This window comes from Paenibacillus sp. S29 (assembly GCF_049319765.1).
Lineage (GTDB): Bacteria > Bacillota > Bacilli > Paenibacillales > Paenibacillaceae > Paenibacillus > Paenibacillus polymyxa_B.
Map to the genome: position 1 here is coordinate 24,981 of NZ_JBMOUI010000011.1, position 19,092 is coordinate 44,072.

Genomic DNA, 19,092 nt, shown 5'->3' on the forward strand with positions numbered 1-19,092 from the left:
GGCTTGCTGGCTCTTTTTGTATATCGAAACCTTTTTGTAATGAGTCTGTCATAGCTAAGGGTTATTAGGTGTACATATTGAAATCGGAGAGTGTACAGATTGTAAACTACATACAATAGGGTATAGATATAATAAGAAAAGTAATTATCACACATACACAATACAGATCAATAACAGGAGGAATACTTAATATGAGTAAGCATGCGAAAAAATGGGGTTCAGCACTGCTGGCAGCTGGGATTTTAGCAGGAGTCGCAGCTGTTCCCGTTTCCTATATCCAGGCAGCATCGACCAAACAAGCGACAACACAGCAACCAGGAATCACCATCCAATGGAATGGTAAAACGTTGCCCGCTAAAGGTGTTCAAGTGAACGGGAGTACAATGATTCCGGTGGCCGCACTGCGTGACAGCCTGGGGATTCCAGTAAGCTATGATGCGAAAACAACGACATATACCGTAGGTAGCGGGTACAATAAACTTTACATTATGGCTTCTTCCTCGGATGCCTACGTCAACGTCAATGGAATCAATACACGTAGCATGGATGCCAAACAGATCGCTGGGAAGCTATACATTCCTATGAGTCTGCTGAAAGACTATCTAGGCATAGATGCTCAATGGAATGCTGCTCAGAAAACAGTAACGCTGAGTAAAAGCCAGCTAAATCCGATCACCATTGCGTCTCAAACACTTCCGGCTTCGAGTAATGCGAAGGTGTCCTACAAGATTAAGTACCCGCAAATCAGCGGCAGTCAGCTGAATCCTGAGGCTCAACAGGCCATTAACAATGTGCTTAAAAAGCATGCAGAGGGTATATTGGCAGCAGGTAAAAAGATGATGGCTGAGGGAGAGGCTACAACAGAAAGACCGTATGAGTTTGGAAACGATTTTGCGATTGCCTATAACAAAGATGGTATTCTGAGTGTGATTATGCAGGACTACTCGTATACGGGTGGCGCACATGGCATGACGGCACGTAAAGGATATACGTTCTCGCTCGCTGATGGTAAACTGCTGCAATTGTCTGACGTTTTGAAGGCAAATCCGAACTATAAAAAGTTCCTCAATGCTGATTTGAAGAAAAAAATCGATGCGCTTCAGGCTGGCGAAGGATTCGGCAAATTTAAAGAGCTGGCGGCAGATCAGAATTTTTATGTGACGAGCAGTGGAGTAACAATCGTGTTTGATTTGTATGATTATGCGCCATACGCGTATGGAATTCCGGAGTTTACCTACTCGTTCGGTCAATTGCTGCCTCAAGGCGGAAAGCCTTTTGCGGGACAGAATGAATAGTAGAAATAAACAAGTTCAATTGTCTATAACCTAAAAAAACAATAAAGCAAAAAAGCTGCCTACCGGATAAGAACATCCGGAGCAGCTTTTTCATTTACCAGTTAACGAGAGGTGAATTTCTTCCCTTATACACCTTCTGGAGAGGAGCTAGTTAGCACTTTATCAATAATACCGTATTCCTTGGCATCATCAGCAGACATGAAGTAGTCACGGTCTGTATCTTTTTCAATGCGCTCCAGTGGTTGGCCTGTGCGATCTGCGAGAATGCGGTTCAGTTTATCACGCATTTTCAGAATGCGGCGTGCGCGGATTTCAATATCCGTTGCCTGGCCTTGTGCACCACCCAGTGGTTGGTGAATCATAATTTCACTGTTTGGCAAAGCGAAACGTTTACCTTTGGCGCCTGCATTCAGCAAGAACGCGCCCATGGAAGCCGCCATACCTACGCAAATCGTAGATACGTCAGGTTTAATATACTGCATCGTATCGAAAATGGCCATACCAGCTGTAATGGAACCGCCAGGACTGTTAATATACAAGTGAATATCTTTTTCAGGATCTTCGGCAGCCAAAAACAGCATTTGCGCAATAATAGAGTTGGCTACAACGTCATTGACGTCCGAGCCTAACAAAATAATGCGATCCTTCAACAGTCTGGAATAAATGTCATAGGCGCGTTCGCCGCGGTTACTTTGTTCTACTACCATAGGAACATAGCTCACGTCAAAAAACCTCCCTTAAATATCGTTAGTGGATTTGGTGGACATGCCGATTACACGTCCCTTATTTATAAACTGTTACCGTATTAACCACATGATAAACAATTTCAAACAAAAAGTCAAAGAAAGTCAAACTAATGATTAAAAAAAAGAGCCCTCAGCGCTCTTATTGGTTAAAACATTATGTAGAAGCATTTATGCGTTCATTTAAAATGGCGCGCCCGCGAGGAATCGAACCTCGATCTCAGGCTCCGGAGGCCTACGTCATATCCGTTGGACCACGGGCGCATAGTTCAATCAATGCAAACAACTAACTAATTAAACAGCTAATTGGAAACAAAGATGATTATATGATATACAGCAGTGAATTGCAAGCTTTTATTAAATGCGCATATTCAGGCAAATGGTTGAGAAATATAGGTTCAGATAGACTTGCATGTGGAGCAAATATTGGTTAAGATATACGTGGGACTTAAAAAGTTATCCCGGGACGTTTTAAGACCAGTTAGAGATAAAGCATTAGAGACAGAACTTAGAAGTGTGCGGGAGTGGAAAGCATGCGAAAGATATTAGAAATACAGAAGCAGCTTCTGCCCGACCTCATGGATGTTTTGAAAAAAAGGTACACGATCCTGCATCAGATTATGCTGTCCGATGTTGTTGGACGCAGAACACTGGCAGCTTCACTGAACATGACTGAGCGCGTGTTGCGCGCCGAAACCGATCTTCTTAAAGCTCAAGGGCTAATTGAGATTGAGAGTGTGGGCATGAAGGTGAGCAAAGCAGGACTGGATCTGCTGGAACAGCTGGAGCCGATTGCGAACAACTTGTTCGGCCTGTCCCAATTGGAGGACCAGATTCGTCAAGCCTATGGTTTGAGGAAGGTGGTTGTCGTTCCAGGGGATTCGGATGCTTCTCCGTTAACAAAGCAGGAGCTGGGGCGCGCTGGAGCAAAAGCGTTGCTGAGTGTTATGGACGACGAGGATGTGGTCGCTGTAACAGGTGGCACGACGATTGCCGACGTGGCGGAACAACTGGCACTACCTTCTAATGGCCCACTTAAGGGTGGGTGGTTTGTACCGGCACGCGGGGGTTTGGGAGAAAGCATGGAAATGCAGGCCAACACAATTGCTTCCACAATGGCTCGCAAGGTAGGCGCTCAATACCGTCTGCTCCATGTACCGGATTTGCTCAGCAATCATGCTTACAACTCCTTGCTTGAAGATACGAACATTCAGGATATATTGAACCTGATTCGCGAGAGTCGTATCATCATTCACGGGATAGGCAACGCCATAGCGATGGCACATAGACGTAAACTTGATCCCGAAACCTTTGCTCAGATCAGCAGTGAGGGGGCCGTTGCCGAATCGTTTGGTTATTACTTTAACGAAGATGGCGTCGTTGTTCACAGAATGCTGACGCTTGGACTTCGATTAGAGGACATCAGGCGTACCGATACGGTTCTAGGCGTAGCTGGAGGCAAGAGCAAGGCGGCCGCTATTCATGCGGTACTGCGTTTCGGGCAAGAAGACATTCTAGTCACCGACGAAGGCGCTGCTGTCGAGATTGTAAGTCATTACTTAAATGGTTAAGATGGATTTATGAATGGTGTTGTCTTGACGGGCTTTCGGGTCTGTCTTGAATATATAAAACTAAACTAAACGAACTTTGGGAGGAACTCACTCATGACAGTTAAAGTTGGTATTAACGGTTTCGGACGTATTGGACGCCTTGCTTTCCGCCGGATTCAAAACGTGGAAGGTATTGAAGTAGTAGCAATCAATGACTTGACAGATTCCAAAATGTTGGCACATTTGTTGAAATATGATACAACACAAGGTAATTTCCAAGGACAAGTAGAAGTACATGACGGCTTCTTCAAAGTAAATGGTAAAGAAGTTAAAGTTTTGGCTAACCGCAACCCTGAAGAACTGCCTTGGGGAGACCTGGGTGTAGACATCGTTCTGGAATGCACAGGTTTCTTCACAACAAAAGAAGCTGCTGAGAAACATTTGAAAGGCGGCGCTAAAAAAGTTGTTATCTCCGCTCCAGCTACTGGCGACATGAAAACTGTCGTTTACAACGTAAACCATGAAATTCTGGACGGTACTGAAACTGTAATCTCCGGTGCTTCTTGCACAACTAACTGCCTGGCTCCTATGGCTAAAACACTGCAAGATAAATTTGGTATCGTTGAAGGTTTGATGACTACAATTCATGCTTACACTGGCGACCAAAACACTTTGGATGCTCCACATGCTAAAGGTGACTTCCGTCGTGCTCGTGCAGCAGCTGAAAACATCATTCCTAACACAACTGGTGCTGCTAAAGCAATCGGTTTGGTTATCCCTGAGTTGAAAGGTAAACTGGATGGCGCGGCTCAACGTGTTCCAGTACCTACAGGTTCCCTGACTGAGCTGGTAACAGTTCTGGAGAAAAACGTAACTGCTGAAGAAATCAACGCAGCGATGAAAGAAGCTTCCGATCCTGAAACTTATGGATACACTGAAGATCAAATCGTTTCTTCTGACATCAAAGGTCTCACTTTCGGTTCTTTGTTTGATGCAACTCAAACTAAAGTTCTGACTGTTGGCGACAAACAACTGGTGAAAACTGTAGCTTGGTATGACAATGAAATGTCCTACACTGCACAATTGATCCGCACGTTGGAATACTTCGCTAAACTGGCTAAATAAGAACAGTCTTATTGAGCAACATCATAGAGCGGAAACAGGTTATTGTTTCCGCTCTTTATATATCAAATGTGCCTTAAATTCCTGATTCGTAAAATTATAAGGGTGCGGAGGAATATGGAGATGAACAAAAAGAGCGTACGTGATATAGAACTGAATGGAAAACGGGTGTTTGTTCGTGTAGATTTTAACGTTCCGGTTGAGGACGGTAAAATTACGGATGACAAGCGTATTCGTGAAACCTTGCCAACCATTAACTACCTGATTGAAAAAGGTGCAAAAGTTATTTTGGCAAGTCACTTTGGACGTCCAAAAGGTCAGGTTGTTGAATCCATGCGTCTAACTCCTGTTGGCGTACGTTTGTCTGAGTTGCTGAAAAAGCCAGTAGTTAAAGTGGACGAATCGGTAGGCGAAGCTGTTAAAGCAAAAGTGGCTGAACTGCAAAACGGCGACGTGCTGTTGCTTGAAAATGTACGTTTCTATGCAGGAGAAGAAAAGAATGATCCTGAATTGGCGAAGCAATTTGCTGAATTGGCCGACGTTTTCGTGAATGACGCATTTGGTGCAGCACACCGTGCTCATGCTTCCACAGAAGGTATCGCGCATCTTCTTCCGGCTGTTTCTGGCTTGCTGATGGAAAGAGAATTGTCTGTTATTGGTAAAGCTTTGTCGAATCCAGACCGTCCTTTTACAGCCATTATTGGCGGTTCCAAAGTAAAAGACAAAATCGACGTGATCGACAACCTGCTGAACATTGCAGATAACGTAATCATTGGCGGCGGTTTGGCTTATACATTTTTTAAAGCTCAAGGTCATGAAGTGGGTCAATCTTTGCTGGATGAATCCAAACTGGACGTAGCTCTTGGATTTATTGAAAAAGCGAAGAAGCTCGGCAAAAAATTCTACCTTCCGGTGGATATTGTCATTTCTGACGATTTCAGCGCTACGGCGAATACTAACATTGTGGACATCGATGGTATTCCTGCAGATTGGGAAGGCGTGGATATCGGACCGAAAACACGTAAAATCTATGCAGATGTGATCAAAAACTCCAAACTGGTTGTATGGAACGGACCAATGGGCGTATTTGAAATCGAGCCTTTCGCTGGTGGTACTCGTGAAGTAGCGGAAGCTTGCGCAACTACTGAAGCATACACCATCATTGGTGGCGGTGATTCTGCGGCTGCGGCTGAAAAATTCCACTTGGCTGATAAAATGGATCATATCTCCACTGGTGGCGGCGCATCACTGGAATTTATGGAAGGCAAAGCACTTCCGGGTGTTGTTGCACTGAACGATAAATAATCAAACGCACTATGCGTGAATAAAGCTTTAGGGCACCTAATAGTTAGGAGTTGAAACCATTGAGAACACCGATTATCGCGGGTAACTGGAAGATGTTTAAAACCGTACCAGAAGCTAAAACTTTCATCGAAGAGATCAAAGGCAAAGCAGAGGTTGCAGGAGTGGAAAGCGTGATTTGCGCACCATTTACGAATCTTCCTGCTCTGGTTGAAGCAGTAAAAGGTACGTCTATTAAAATTGGCGCACAAAACCTGCACTTTGCAGAAGATGGTGCATTTACAGGTGAAATTAGCGGTGGGATGCTGAAAGATCTGGGCGTAGATTACGTTGTGATCGGACACTCCGAGCGTCGTGAATATTTTAATGAAACAGACGAAACGGTGAACAAAAAGGTTCATGCGGCATTCCGTCATGGCCTGACTCCAATCGTGTGTGTAGGCGAAAAGCTGGAAGATCGTGAAGCTGGACAAACCAAAGAGGTTGTAAAAGTGCAAACTGTAGCAGCTTTTGCTGGTTTGGCTAAGGATCAGGCTGCACAAGTAGTTGTTGCTTATGAGCCGATCTGGGCCATCGGAACAGGCAAATCCTCCACTTCGCAGGACGCGAATGAAGTGATTTCCTATATCCGCAGTCTGATTAAAGAGCTGTATGATGAAAATACAGCAAATGCTGTACGTATTCAGTATGGTGGCAGTGTAAAACCTGAAAATGTTACTGAGTACCTGGGTCAAAGCGATATCGACGGCGCGCTCGTGGGCGGTGCCAGTCTTCAACCGGCGTCGTACATCGCGCTTGTTGAGGGGGCGAAGTAAGATGACAGCACCAAAACCGGTAGCTTTAATTATTATGGACGGGTTCGGATTGCGTGACACCGTAGAAGGTAATGCGGTTGCGCAGGCCAATAAACCGAATTACGACCGGTATTTACAACAGTATCCTCATACAACGCTGACGGCTTCTGGCGAAGCAGTGGGTCTGCCTGAAGGACAAATGGGTAACTCCGAAGTAGGTCACTTGAACATCGGCGCAGGCCGGATTGTATATCAAGACTTGACTCGTATTTCGAAGTCCATCCGTGAAGGTGAATTCTACGACAATGAAACACTGGTTAAAGCAGTGCAACATGCCAAGAAGAACAACACGAAACTTCACCTGTACGGACTTCTGTCCGACGGCGGCGTGCATAGCCATATCAGCCATCTGTTCGCTATGCTGGACTTGGCGAAAAAAGAAGGCTTAACAGAAGTGTACATTCATGCTTTCATGGATGGACGCGACGTTATGCCTGATAGCGGCGTAGGCTTCATGCAGCAGCTGATCGCTAAAATTCAAGAAGTGGGCGTAGGTAAAATTGCGACTGTACAAGGACGCTATTATGCTATGGACCGCGACAAACGTTGGGAACGTGTAGAGAAATCCTACCGTGCCATCGTGTACGGAGAAGGTCCTCAATACACAGATCCAATGGAAGCATTGAAAGAATCGTATGAAAAATCAGTGTTCGACGAATTTGTGGAGCCAACGGTTATTGTGAAGGCTGACGGAAGTCCTGTAGGGCTGGTCGAAAGCAATGACTCTGTTATCTTCCTCAATTTCCGTCCTGACCGTGCGATTCAACTGTCTCAGGTATTTACAAACGCGGACTTCCGTGGTTTTGACCGTGGCCCGAAATGGCCTAAAGATTTGCACTTTGTTTGCCTGACGTTGTTCAGCGAAACGGTTGAAGGCTTTGTAGCTTACGAACCGAAAAACCTGGATAACACGTTTGGTGAAGTGTTGGTTCAAAACAACAAAAAGCAATTGCGTATTGCTGAGACTGAAAAATATCCGCACGTTACTTTCTTTTTCAGTGGCGGACGTGATGTGGAGCTTCCTGGCGAAACTCGTATTTTGATCAACTCGCCTAAAGTGGCTACATATGACTTACAGCCGGAAATGAGTGCGTATGAAGTAGCGGATGCTGCTGTTAAGGAAATCGAAGCCGACAAGCATGATGCGATTATCCTGAACTTTGCCAATCCGGATATGGTTGGACACTCCGGTATGCTGGAGCCAACGATTAAGGCGGTAGAGACGACGGATGAATGTGTTGGACGTGTTGTAGATGCGGTTAAAGCCAAAGGCGGCGTGGTTATTATCATTGCTGACCATGGTAACGCGGATATGGAAATTGATGAGCAGGGACGTCCGTTCACAGCTCACACAACTAATCCGGTTCCGTTCATTTTGACTGACGAAAATATCGTTTTGCGTGAGCATGGAATACTTGCTGACGTAGCTCCAACGCTTCTGGATTTGATGCAACTTCCGCAACCTGCGGAAATGACAGGAAAATCTATGATTGCATCCCGCAAGTAAGCTTGATTTAATAAGTATAGGCTTGACCAACAAATCATGATTCACAAAGGAGATTAAGTACAAATGACTATTATTTCTGACGTGTACGCTCGCGAAGTCCTCGACTCCCGTGGTAACCCTACGGTTGAAGTTGAAGTTTATCTGGAATCCGGTGCTATCGGTAGTGCTATCGTTCCTTCCGGTGCCTCCACAGGCGCTCACGAAGCTGTAGAGCTTCGTGATAACGACAAATCCCGTTACCTGGGTAAAGGCGTTCTGCAAGCTGTTAAAAACGTGAACGAAATTATTGCTCCTGAAGTAATCGGCTTGGATGCTGTGAACCAAGTAGAAATCGACACGCTGATGATCAAATTGGATGGTACACATAACAAAGGTAAATTGGGTGCAAACGCAATTCTGGCAGTATCCATGGCTGTAGCTCGCGCTGCTGCTGAAGCTCTGGGCTTGCCACTGTACACTTACCTGGGCGGATTCAATGCTAAACAATTGCCAGTACCAATGATGAACATCGTTAACGGTGGCGCTCATGCCGACAATAACGTTGACGTACAAGAGTTCATGGTTCTGCCTGTAGGCGCTCCTACATTTAAAGAAGCTCTGCGTGTAGGCGCAGAAATCTTCCACAACCTGAAATCTGTACTGAACTCCAAAGGTTTGAACACAGCTGTTGGTGATGAGGGTGGTTTTGCTCCTAACTTCAAATCTAACGAAGAAGCTCTGTCCACTATTATCGAAGCGATCGAAAAAGCTGGTTACAAACCAGGTGTTGACGTATTCCTCGGTATGGACGTTGCCTCCACTGAGTTCTTCAAAGATGGAAAATACACTTTGGAAGGCGAAGGAAAATCCTTCACTTCTGCTGAGTTCGTTGACCTGCTTGCTTCTTGGGTTGATAAATACCCAATCATCACTATTGAAGATGGTTGCTCCGAAGATGACTGGGAAGGTTGGAAATTGCTCACTGAAAAATTGGGCAACAAAATCCAACTGGTTGGTGACGACCTGTTCGTAACAAACACAGAGCGTCTGGCTAAAGGTATCGATGAAAACATCGGTAACTCCATCCTGATCAAAGTAAACCAAATCGGTACGCTGACTGAAACATTTGATGCTATCGAATTGGCTAAACGTGCAGGATACACAGCTGTTATCTCTCACCGTTCCGGTGAATCCGAAGACAGCACAATCGCTGATATCGCTGTTGCAACAAATGCAGGCCAAATTAAAACAGGTGCTCCTTCCCGTACTGACCGTATTGCGAAGTACAACCAATTGCTCCGCATTGAGGATCAACTGGGTGAACTGGCTCAATACCACGGCCTGAAATCTTTCTACAACCTGAAAAAATAATATTGCGCAAAAATGCTGATGGCGTCTCTTGACTCATGGTTTATGATCATGAAGTCTGAACGCTCAAAGCTTTTTCGCATGAATAAAACAGGCCTACTCGCCACCGCGAGCAGGTCTGTTTTTTGTTATTATGGATGTGTATGAGAATTTATAACTTTGCAAAGGCTTAATGGCTGAGTGACTTGCTATAGCTGTTGTTATCTACTGGAAGCTGTGGTAGAATAAAAATAGTGTTTTGCGTTAATTTCCGGCTATTTATAACATGATATGTACATGTTTTCATAAAAGAGGCTGTGTTGTTTTGCAAAACAGATGTATAAGCTCAGGAGGTGGGATTTTTCATGGAAATCTTTTTGAAAGTGCTGCTCGTTGTGTTCTCGATTGCTGTTATTGCGGTTGTTTTACTGCAAAAGGGGAAAAGCGCAGGTTTGTCCGGTGCCATCTCTGGCGGTGCTGAGCATCTGTTCGGCAAGACAAAAGCTCGCGGTATGGATTTGATTTTACAACGCGCAACTGCTGTTTTGGGTGCGGGTTTCATGATCGTTTCTGTTTTAGTTGCATTTTTTGCAAAATAAGATAAATATGTACCTTAAGCCTTCGTTTCGCGGGAAACGGGGGCTTTTTTTAGATTTTGGACAGGCAGGGATGCCGTCGATTAAATTCGTGTATACTAGGGTATGAGTATATTAAGAGCCTTGTATCAGGAACAAGGAACAAGGACATGCGGATTTATTACTGAAAATTAAAGGTCACCCGAGGTGGACAATATTATGATAACAGAGCAACAACTACTCGATTTTATGCGCGAGACCGCATACAAACCCATGACTTACCAGGAGCTGGAGCAGCACTTTGATATTAAGGATGCGGAAGATTTTCGTGAATTTCTTAAGCTTTTGAATGCTTTGGAGGAAGAGGGGAAAATTCTGCTGACCCGCACAAACCGTTATGGTGTGCCGGAACGAATGGATTTGCAGCGTGGGCGTTTGCAGGCTCATGCCAAGGGATTTGCTTTTCTGATTCCAGAGGACCGGGAGCACCCGGATGTATATATTCATGCCAATGATTTAAAGAGTGCGATGAATGGAGATACGGTACTGGTAAGAGTGTCCTCGAAGGGACCTGCGGGCGGTCGACTAGAAGGTGAAGTTGTACGGATCGTGAAGCGCGCAGTGCTTCAAGTAGTAGGCGTGTTTCAGAGCCACGAAGCATACGGTTTCGTTTTGCCGGATGATAAGCGTATTAACCGAGATATTTTCATTCCAAAAACAAGCTTCAATGGAGCTGTAAACGGTCAAAAGGTCGTTGTGCGTATTGTGAGCTATCCAGAAGGACGAGCAGCAGCGGAAGGCGAAGTGTTGGAGGTTTTGGGTCATAAGGATGATCCGGGCGTCGACATTTTGTCAGTTATTCGTAAGCATCAGCTTCCGGAAGCTTTTCCAGATGAAGTGACAGAGGAAGCGGAGAATGCTCCCGACGCGATTACGGAAGAAGAGATTGTACGTCAGGGACGGCGCGATCTGCGTGATAAGATCATTGTTACCATTGATGGTGAGGATGCCAAAGACCTGGATGATGCTGTCAATGTAGAGCGCTTGCCGAACGGAAACTACCGTCTGGGCGTTCATATTGCCGACGTAGGGTATTATGTGCGTGAGAACTCCAAGCTGGATCAGGAGGCATATAACCGCGGTTGTAGCGTGTATTTGGTTGACCGTGTCATTCCTATGCTTCCACATCGACTTTCGAACGGAATATGTTCTTTGAATCCACAGGTGGATCGACTGACTTTATCCTGTGAGATGGAATTCAATGAGCATATGAAGGTTGTAAAGCATGATATTTTCACCAGTGTGATTAAAACGAAGGAACGGATGACGTACACTAACGTTCGCAAAATCCTCGAAGAGGAAGATGCTGAACTGATGGAACGGTACAAGGATCTCATTGATGTATTCAGCACGATGAAGGAATTGGCATTGAAGCTACGTGCTAATCGAATGCGCCGAGGCGCGGTTGATTTTGACTTTGATGAAGCTAAAGTGATTGTGGATAATGAAGGCAAAGCTGTCGATATTGTAAAGAGAGATCGTACGATAGCTGAACAAATTATTGAAGAGTTTATGTTGGCGGCCAATGAAACGGTAGCCGAACATTTTCATTGGCTCAAAGTACCTTTCTTGTACCGGATTCATGAGGACCCAGATCCAGAGAAGCTGCAAAACTTTATGGCTTTCGCAGCTAATTTTGGGCATCAGATCAAAGGTAGAGGAAATTCCATTCATCCGCGTGCGCTACAAACGTTGCTAGAAGACATTCAGGGTACGAAGGAGCAAACCGTGCTTAGCACGATGATGCTACGTTCGATGAAGCAGGCAAAGTATGATGCGGAGTCGACAGGACATTTTGGATTGGCAGCGGAGTATTACTCTCATTTTACATCGCCGATCCGTCGTTACCCTGACTTGGTGATTCACCGTGTCATTCGTGAGGTATTGGAGAATGGCGGGGCTTTAACAGCCGAGCGTCAGGAATATTTAACTGCACGTATGCCTGATATTGCGCAGCAATCTTCCGAGCGTGAACGCGTAGCTGTGGATGCAGAGCGTGATACAGAGCAGATGAAAAAGGCTGAATACATGCTGGACAAGGTCGGCGAGGAATTCGAGGGGATCATCAGCAGTGTAACCAGCTTCGGAATGTTCATTGAGCTCGACAATACAGTGGAGGGCCTGACGCGTCTGAGTGCGCTTACGGACGACTATTATCATTTTGACGAGCAGCATATGGCGTTGATTGGCGAACGCACCTCCAAGGTGTTCCGCATTGGGGATGAGGTTAAAGTTCGCGTCGCGCGTGTGAATATGGAAGATTACACAATTGACTTTGAACTTGTCGATATGAAGCAACGGCAACGCCGTGAACGGACTGGCGGTACAGGACAGGGTGGAGACTTTGCGCGTGGCGAGAGCCGTGGTAAAGGCAAAGGCCGAGAAGGGCGTGACCGCAAGGGCGGCAAGGACAAGACTGGCAAAGAGCGTAAAGGCGGTCGTGATGTTACCGGGAAGCCAAAAGAAGCTGGCGCTGGTAACGGAGGGATTAGCACCGCAGGTCGTTCAGGACGCGGCGGCGGAAACGGAGCTGGAGCCGGCTCAGCTAGCAACTTCGGCTTTGGCAGTGGCAAGGGCGGGTATAACTCGCCAGCATCCGGGGCAAGCAAGCGACGGAAGAAGACGTCTGCCAGCGGTATTTTCATCGGCGGAGCAGCTACACCAGGGAGTGATGCCAGACCAAACGGTGAAGGCGCAGCACGTCGCAAGCGGAAGAATAAGGGCGGAAGTGGTGGCAATAGCACCGCGGGCTTTGTGCGGAAAAAGAAGAAGTAGGTAGCTAGAGCTTACTTACTTTGAAGGCTGGAGCTTCCATTGCAGTGAATGAAGCTGACTTGAAGCATAGGTTATACGGGCGGTTTCTGTCTGCTGTATTGGATGGAAGCCGCTTGGTTTTAAGTGTGATATAAGTGCAGTTAGAAATGTAGAAGGCTTGACCTTTCTTGCTTTTACCATCTGAAATTTGTTACAATATATTTCTAGGTAGCTCTTTGTAGCCGGATTTTGATGCCTGGATTTCAAGAGTGAATTACGTTATTCATAAGGAGTGGTATTCATGGGTAAGAAGGCAGACGGGAAAGTGCTCGCCCAGAACAAAAAAGCTTCCCATGACTATTTTATTGAGGACACTTACGAGGCGGGCATGGTGCTAACGGGAACAGAAATTAAGTCTCTACGGAATGGTCGCTCTAATATAAGTGATGCATTTGCTACGATCCGTAATGGCGAAATTCATATTCACAATATGCATATCAGCCCTTTTGAACAAGGTAATCGCAATAATCCTACCGATCCGACCCGTACGCGTAAGCTGCTGTTGCATAAAGAGCAGATTCGCAAGCTTATCGGTCTGTCCAAACAGGAAGGTTACACGATTGTACCGCTCAAGATTTATGTTCGTAATGGTTATGCCAAGCTTCTGCTCGGACTGGGTAGAGGTAAGAAGCAGTATGACAAACGTGATGCTGCCGCTAAACGCGATGCACAGCGTGATATCCAACGTGCTTTGCGTGAGAAGCAGAAAATTGCGAGATAAGTTGCTGTATTATTAGATCTGGTACAAATTACGTGGAGAAGTTACTTGTTCCTGTAATGGTGCTATTTTATAAGGCTTAAATGGCTTCATTTCGTTTCGTAATGACCTGTAATATGGTATACTAACGAAGTAGTCAGTTTTAAAGCTTTTAACTTTGTTCGAGTGTTGAATCCTAGGATTCAGCTTTTGATATTATGCATGCTTATGCTCCGGTATTTCCGGTTTTATCCGTGGAGCCCTTTTATAATAAGGGGGCGTTTATGGATTCGACGGGGATAGTTCGAGCATGGGTAGCGGGTAGTGGGGACGCGTCCGCTTCATCAACGCTAAAGCCTATTAAACGGCAAACAACAAAACAACTACGCTTTCGCAGCCTAAGAAACTGTGTGCGTGCTTCTACCCAGCATCGTCCATGTGACTGGGATAGGGGCTAACAAATAGTGGAATACGCTGTCTCATCTCCGCCTGCGGTGAGCTGAAGAAGATAATCAGGCTGACCCGAAGGGAATCCGGTGACAGGGAGTTTCTAGGGTGACATCAAAACTGTCACTACACCCGTAGAAGCTTATGTGTCGTTATCTTCGGACAGGGGTTCGACTCCCCTCGCCTCCATTTGAGTAAGACAAGAAAGTCATCAGCCAGTGATTCTGGTTGGTGGCTTTTTATTATGGCTTTATTAATTGAGTTGAAGAGGTTTTACACAACTTGTAGCTTAAAGATATTTCTAAGTGTTCCGGCTGTTTTTTCTTTCACCTTTAAAAGCAACTCAAGCGTTCATCTTCTTTTCTTTTCGAAAAAGTATTGACACGGATAGAAAAGTATTATATCTTTAAATCAAGATAAATAAATTAAAGATAAAACAACCAGAAAATTTTGAATAGGGAGGTATATACATGATCACCATTTTAGAAAGAATTAATCAGCTCGCAAAAAAAGCAAAGGAAGTCGGATTAACTGAAATCGAAAAAACGGAACAAACGGATCTTCGCAAAGAATACCTTCAAATCTTTCGGGGCTCTGTACAAAGCATTCTCTTGAATGCTACGATTTATGATCCGAATGGAGATGATGTTACTCCTGAAAAACTTAGAAAAGAACAGGCCCGAGTCACTAAACAATAAGTTTAATTTTGTCTAATATCTCTAATTTAATAATCTTTAAATAAATATAATATGGAGGGTGATTTTTATGTTGGCAAGTGGATTGTTACTGATACGTTTGGTGGTTGGATTGTTATTGGTGGGGCACGGAGCACAGAAGCTTTTTGGGTGGTTTGGCGGCTATGGTCCAAAGGGTACGGGCGGTTGGATGGAATCGATTGGCATTAAGCCCGGAGTATTCATGGCAGTGTCTGCTGGGTTGATGGAATTGTTGGGAGGAGCTCTATTTGCTGTAGGACTACTCACTCCACTGGCTGCATTGTTGATTACGGTGACTATGCTTGGAGCAATTTTCAAAGTACATGGCCCAAACGGGATCTGGGCAACAGCTAATGGCTATGAATATCCGCTAGTTCTTATTGCAGTTGTAATCGGTATTGCGTTGACAGGAGCAGGTTCATATTCCATCGATGCATTACTTAGATAAAACATGATATTTAGGTCATTAAAAGTCATCAACAATAAAAATAAAGGTTTCTACGATTAAAGGAGGGTTTCATATGTCACTTCAAACTACAGGTATCCATCATATTACAGCTTTTGCCGGTAATCCGCAGGAAAATGTCGACTTCTATGCCGGCGTCCTGGGACTTCGGTTAGTGAAGAAAACAATCAACTTCGATGCTCCTGAGGTTTACCACTTGTACTTTGGTAGCGAGGCAGGAAGTCCTGGAACGATCATTACTTTTTTTCCTGCACCAGGAACTTCCAAAGGGCAAATCGGAGGTGGCCAGGTGGGCATAACCTCGTATGTAGTACCCCCAGGTTCACTTGATTTTTGGCAGCATCGTTTGGAAAGCTTTGATATTCAAGTTACGAAAACGAGCCGTTTTTCTGAACAATATCTTCAATTTGAGGATAATGAGGGTCTACGTCTTGAGCTTGTCGAACGTGAAGCGGGAGCGAACAGTACTTGGTCTTACGGTGGTATTTCGGCTGATAAAGCAATTAAGGGGTTTGGAGGCGCCGTGCTATTTAGCGTCAACCCACAGAGAACGATGGATGCATTGGAGAGCATACTCGGATTTACGAAAATCGCTGAAGACGCCGAATATGCCCGTTATCAGTCCGTAGGAGAAATCGGCAACATCGTAGATGTTCCGCTCGCCAAAATGGGTTTAGGCTTTGGTGGAGCAGGCACGGTACATCACATTGCGTGGCGTGCAAAAGATTTTGAACAACATGAAGAATGGAGAAACGCAGTCCAGCATTATGGCTATCAGCCGACTCCAATCATAGACCGCCAATATTTTAATGCGATATATTTCAGAGAAGCGGGCGGCATCTTATTTGAAATTGCTACAGACCCACCGGGATTTGCTAACGATGAACCTGCTGAATCTTTGGGACAGGAATTAATGCTGCCAGAGTGGTATGAACCGCAGCGGGCTCAAATCGAGGCGAATCTGCATCCTATTAAAGTGAGAACATTAACGGAAAAACAAAAGTAAGAAAAAGTTGCATATGACTCTTCCATAAGACAGCTTGCCGAGTTTGGCCTGCTCTCAGATGGAGGAGTCTTTTTATTACGGGAAAAATTCATGTGTTTCGTGTCCTTCCGGCCTCTTGCTACTCCACCAGCTTTTCAGACTTCACTAGCATTTCTCGTAACACATGAGCGACTCGACTTTTCCGGTTCGCTGCTTTCTTTTTTATCAAGTGTAATGATTTTTTGTATGCATGAGTATGGCTTTGATCGTAGAACTGCTTGGCTGCAATGCGTAGTGTTCTTCTTAATAACAGTGCTGATGAGCGTGTTAACCTAGAGCGGAATCCCCTGCGCAATACCCGCAATGTATTTTTGTAGGTCTCAAAATCCTCGGATGGAGGGATAAGGGCGAATAAATTTAACGAGGAGTCATTGAATCCGTAGGTTTCATACATGATTCTCAGATTTTCCGTATTTAACACGTTACCTCTAAGATAGGTTGGATGTTCCTGATGATATCCGACCACCTCTTTGATGCAATAAAAAGGGATTTTCAAGCGATGTAGTCTATAGCCAAGGTCCCAGTCTTCGAGTCCATACAGCACAAACCGTTCATTGAAACCTCTAATACGAATCAAGTGACTGCGTCTGATGGCTACACAACGAGTAACCAGCAGCATCCAGGGGGCTACGTCCGTTGAGGCAAATTGTTTCTGCGTATTGGGAGGAACCCTTGTGGGACTAACTACTTTAGACAGTGCACCCGTTTGGTGAAGGATATCTTCTGGGGTTATGATCGGAGTAATTTCGTTCGCTGCTTCATAGTCAGCATTCCATAAGTTGGACTGCGTAAGTATGTTGCGACATTGTTCTTTTTCTTCAGGGGAAAAGTCAGGGTAATAGTGGGTAAAAGCATCGTCCCACGAGTGAGGAATGCCTGAAAGCACGGACTTGGGATATTTACGGTGATAACGGCTCACGATCCTAATGAATTCCGGTAACACTACAAAGTCAGCGTCGCAGAAGATGATGTACAGCCCTTTTGCACGGCGCAGTCCCAAATTTCGAACGGCAGATCGACCGCGTTGTTCCTGATGTGACACATAGATAAGAGGATAGGATGCTTTGAAGCCTTCGACCATTTCTTTTGTTCCGTCTGTAGAACCGTCATCAGCTACAATGACTTCGAATAGTTGCTTTGGATAGGTTTGTGTCTCAAATGAAGCGAGTGTAAGCAACAATTGCTGGGCTCGATTATAGGTTGGAATGATGACGCTGTAGCGGATAGCCAATATGATCTCCCCCCACCATTCTTATTAGAAAACGCTTGAACAAGATAAATAATAACAATGTATTCAAGGATTTTAGCCTGGTCTAGTCAAACATCCCTCCAGGTTCGAAACAGGCTTGGTCTTATTACCGATATTAAGGTGGGGGTTCTGTATCTTCTGCTGTTTTGCAGGTACGTTCAGTGGTGTTATGTATGTGTAATCATGGTATTATGCATAGAGATGTAAAGTAAAAGTGAGGGTACTTCCTATCCGCTGAAAGCCCACTCAGCATATAGAAACAAACATGAGATGAAATGGGCAAGTTATGGTAAACTATATAGAGTTATAGAAGACCTGAAAGAGGAGTACTATATGACACAATTTGTCTATAAGCAAATTATTGACGATCTCAAGATGAAAATTTTTGCAGGAAAGTTTGCAGATATGAGATTGCCAGATGAACGTAGTCTTAGTGAGACTTACCAGGTTAGTCGTAGTTCAATTAAACGTGCTCTGACTAAAATGGAGAATGTCGGAATCATTTTCAAAAAACAAGGTTCCGGGACATTTATTAATCCATTATACATAAGAAATGAATCTATCTTTAACTACGAAGGCTCTAATCTAGGGGTCACTGATAATTTTCAAATGCATGGTAAAAAGCCAAAAATCAAAGTACTGAGTTTTGAGGTCATTCCGCCAACAGAAGAGTTACAGCGCGATTTGTTTTTGGAGACTCATGATTTTGTTTACAAAATTGTTCGCTTACGTCTATTTGATGATGATCCTTTTATGATTGAAACGGGCTATATCCCCATTAAAATTGTCCAGAATTTAAATCAGACAATTATCGAGGGTTCCATTTTTAATTATTTGGAAGACTCACGGAACTTGGCCGTCACCAAATCTTTTTTATCCATTTTTGCAGAACCGTCTCAAGAGAATGATCAAAAGCTGCTACATTTAAATGAAAATGAGCCTGTAGGTATTATGGAAGGTGTGTTCTTTTTAGATAACGGTACGCCATTTGAGTTTTCTCATATGCGATTTCATTACAAATATTTGAAATTTAACACCTTTGTATCGGTTCACTAATGATAAGACTGGAGAATTCTCCGGTCTTTTTTTTATGGTTTTGAGAAAAGGATTGGAGTCTGCGATTGCCTCGTTATTGCAAATTTTATTGGTTAATAATTCTATATATTTTAATGTAAGAGCTTTTTTACTGTCTTTTTAATTTATATTTCATAGTATGTTCAAAATTTCACAAAATTGGACCGTATCACTTGTGAAAAAGGTTGAATTTAATCAGCGTAGCGTTATGATGTACATGTAGATGAAATTTCCGGAAATAAATTACAAA

General features: G+C 44.4%; 16 protein-coding genes, 1 tRNA gene and 1 other RNA gene. 15 read left to right on the forward strand and 3 right to left on the reverse strand.

Annotated elements, in window-relative coordinates; all coding sequences use genetic code 11:
• The first annotated feature begins 191 nt into the window (after positions 1-191).
• Positions 192-1,295, forward strand: coding sequence for a PdaC/SigV domain-containing protein (locus ACL9RM_RS18295; protein ID WP_250267167.1), 1,104 nt, complete (start codon positions 192-194; stop codon positions 1,293-1,295).
• Between the two features lie 125 nt (positions 1,296-1,420).
• On the opposite strand, the gene clpP is transcribed toward ACL9RM_RS18295, so the two are convergent.
• Positions 1,421-2,017 carry an ATP-dependent Clp endopeptidase proteolytic subunit ClpP gene (clpP, locus tag ACL9RM_RS18300; protein ID WP_013368815.1) on the reverse strand — a complete coding sequence of 199 codons (597 nt, stop codon included), beginning with the start codon at positions 2,015-2,017 and terminating at the stop codon, positions 1,421-1,423.
• Positions 2,018-2,227: 210 nt separating this feature from the next.
• Positions 2,228-2,302 (reverse strand) — tRNA-Arg (locus tag ACL9RM_RS18305).
• Positions 2,303-2,571: 269 nt separating this feature from the next.
• Between ACL9RM_RS18305 and ACL9RM_RS18310 the strand changes: the two genes are divergently transcribed.
• From ACL9RM_RS18310 to ACL9RM_RS18370, 13 genes are all read left to right on the forward strand, one after another.
• Positions 2,572-3,609 carry a sugar-binding transcriptional regulator gene (locus ACL9RM_RS18310; RefSeq protein ID WP_250267168.1) on the forward strand — a complete coding sequence of 346 codons (1,038 nt, stop codon included), beginning with the start codon at positions 2,572-2,574 and terminating at the stop codon, positions 3,607-3,609.
• Between the two features lie 93 nt (positions 3,610-3,702).
• Positions 3,703-4,713, forward strand: a complete 1,011-nt coding sequence (gene gap / locus ACL9RM_RS18315) for a type I glyceraldehyde-3-phosphate dehydrogenase (protein ID WP_023986488.1) — start codon at positions 3,703-3,705, stop codon at positions 4,711-4,713.
• A gap of 120 nt (positions 4,714-4,833) precedes the next feature.
• Complete coding sequence (locus tag ACL9RM_RS18320) at positions 4,834-6,015, forward strand: phosphoglycerate kinase (protein ID WP_250267169.1); 1,182 nt, start codon at positions 4,834-4,836, stop codon at positions 6,013-6,015.
• A gap of 59 nt (positions 6,016-6,074) precedes the next feature.
• Positions 6,075-6,827, forward strand: coding sequence for a triose-phosphate isomerase (gene tpiA / locus ACL9RM_RS18325; RefSeq protein ID WP_013308264.1), 753 nt, complete (start codon positions 6,075-6,077; stop codon positions 6,825-6,827).
• A gap of 1 nt (position 6,828) precedes the next feature.
• Entirely contained in the window at positions 6,829-8,373 is a 1,545-nt protein-coding gene (gpmI, locus tag ACL9RM_RS18330; protein ID WP_013308265.1) for a 2,3-bisphosphoglycerate-independent phosphoglycerate mutase, read from the forward strand.
• Between the two features lie 63 nt (positions 8,374-8,436).
• Positions 8,437-9,723, forward strand: coding sequence for a phosphopyruvate hydratase (gene eno, locus ACL9RM_RS18335; protein WP_013308266.1), 1,287 nt, complete (start codon positions 8,437-8,439; stop codon positions 9,721-9,723).
• A gap of 341 nt (positions 9,724-10,064) precedes the next feature.
• Positions 10,065-10,298, forward strand: a complete 234-nt coding sequence (gene secG, locus ACL9RM_RS18340; RefSeq protein ID WP_013308268.1) for a preprotein translocase subunit SecG — start codon at positions 10,065-10,067, stop codon at positions 10,296-10,298.
• A 195-nt stretch (positions 10,299-10,493) separates the two neighbouring features.
• Positions 10,494-13,109 (forward strand): ribonuclease R, encoded by a 2,616-nt coding sequence (gene rnr, locus ACL9RM_RS18345; protein ID WP_250267170.1) that lies wholly within the window; start codon positions 10,494-10,496, stop codon positions 13,107-13,109.
• Positions 13,110-13,389: 280 nt separating this feature from the next.
• Entirely contained in the window at positions 13,390-13,869 is a 480-nt protein-coding gene (gene smpB / locus ACL9RM_RS18350; RefSeq protein WP_013308270.1) for an SsrA-binding protein SmpB, read from the forward strand.
• A 250-nt stretch (positions 13,870-14,119) separates the two neighbouring features.
• Positions 14,120-14,484, forward strand: a transfer-messenger RNA (tmRNA) gene (ssrA, locus tag ACL9RM_RS18355).
• A gap of 278 nt (positions 14,485-14,762) precedes the next feature.
• A complete protein-coding gene (locus ACL9RM_RS18360; protein ID WP_190298397.1) occupies positions 14,763-14,990 on the forward strand; it encodes a DUF896 domain-containing protein in 228 nt (75 codons plus the stop codon).
• A gap of 67 nt (positions 14,991-15,057) precedes the next feature.
• On the forward strand, positions 15,058-15,456 hold the full coding sequence (locus ACL9RM_RS18365; protein ID WP_061830219.1) for a DoxX family protein: 399 nt from the start codon (positions 15,058-15,060) through the stop codon (positions 15,454-15,456).
• 73 nt (positions 15,457-15,529) lie between these two features.
• Complete coding sequence (locus ACL9RM_RS18370) at positions 15,530-16,480, forward strand: ring-cleaving dioxygenase (protein WP_250267171.1); 951 nt, start codon at positions 15,530-15,532, stop codon at positions 16,478-16,480.
• A gap of 118 nt (positions 16,481-16,598) precedes the next feature.
• Here the strand turns inward: ACL9RM_RS18370 and ACL9RM_RS18375 are convergent, their stop codons facing one another.
• Positions 16,599-17,750 (reverse strand): glycosyltransferase family 2 protein, encoded by a 1,152-nt coding sequence (locus tag ACL9RM_RS18375; protein ID WP_250267172.1) that lies wholly within the window; start codon positions 17,748-17,750, stop codon positions 16,599-16,601.
• A 351-nt stretch (positions 17,751-18,101) separates the two neighbouring features.
• On the opposite strand from ACL9RM_RS18375, the gene ACL9RM_RS18380 reads away from it, so the two are divergent.
• Positions 18,102-18,824 (forward strand): GntR family transcriptional regulator, encoded by a 723-nt coding sequence (locus ACL9RM_RS18380; RefSeq protein ID WP_023986502.1) that lies wholly within the window; start codon positions 18,102-18,104, stop codon positions 18,822-18,824.
• The last annotated feature ends 268 nt before the right edge of the window (positions 18,825-19,092 follow it).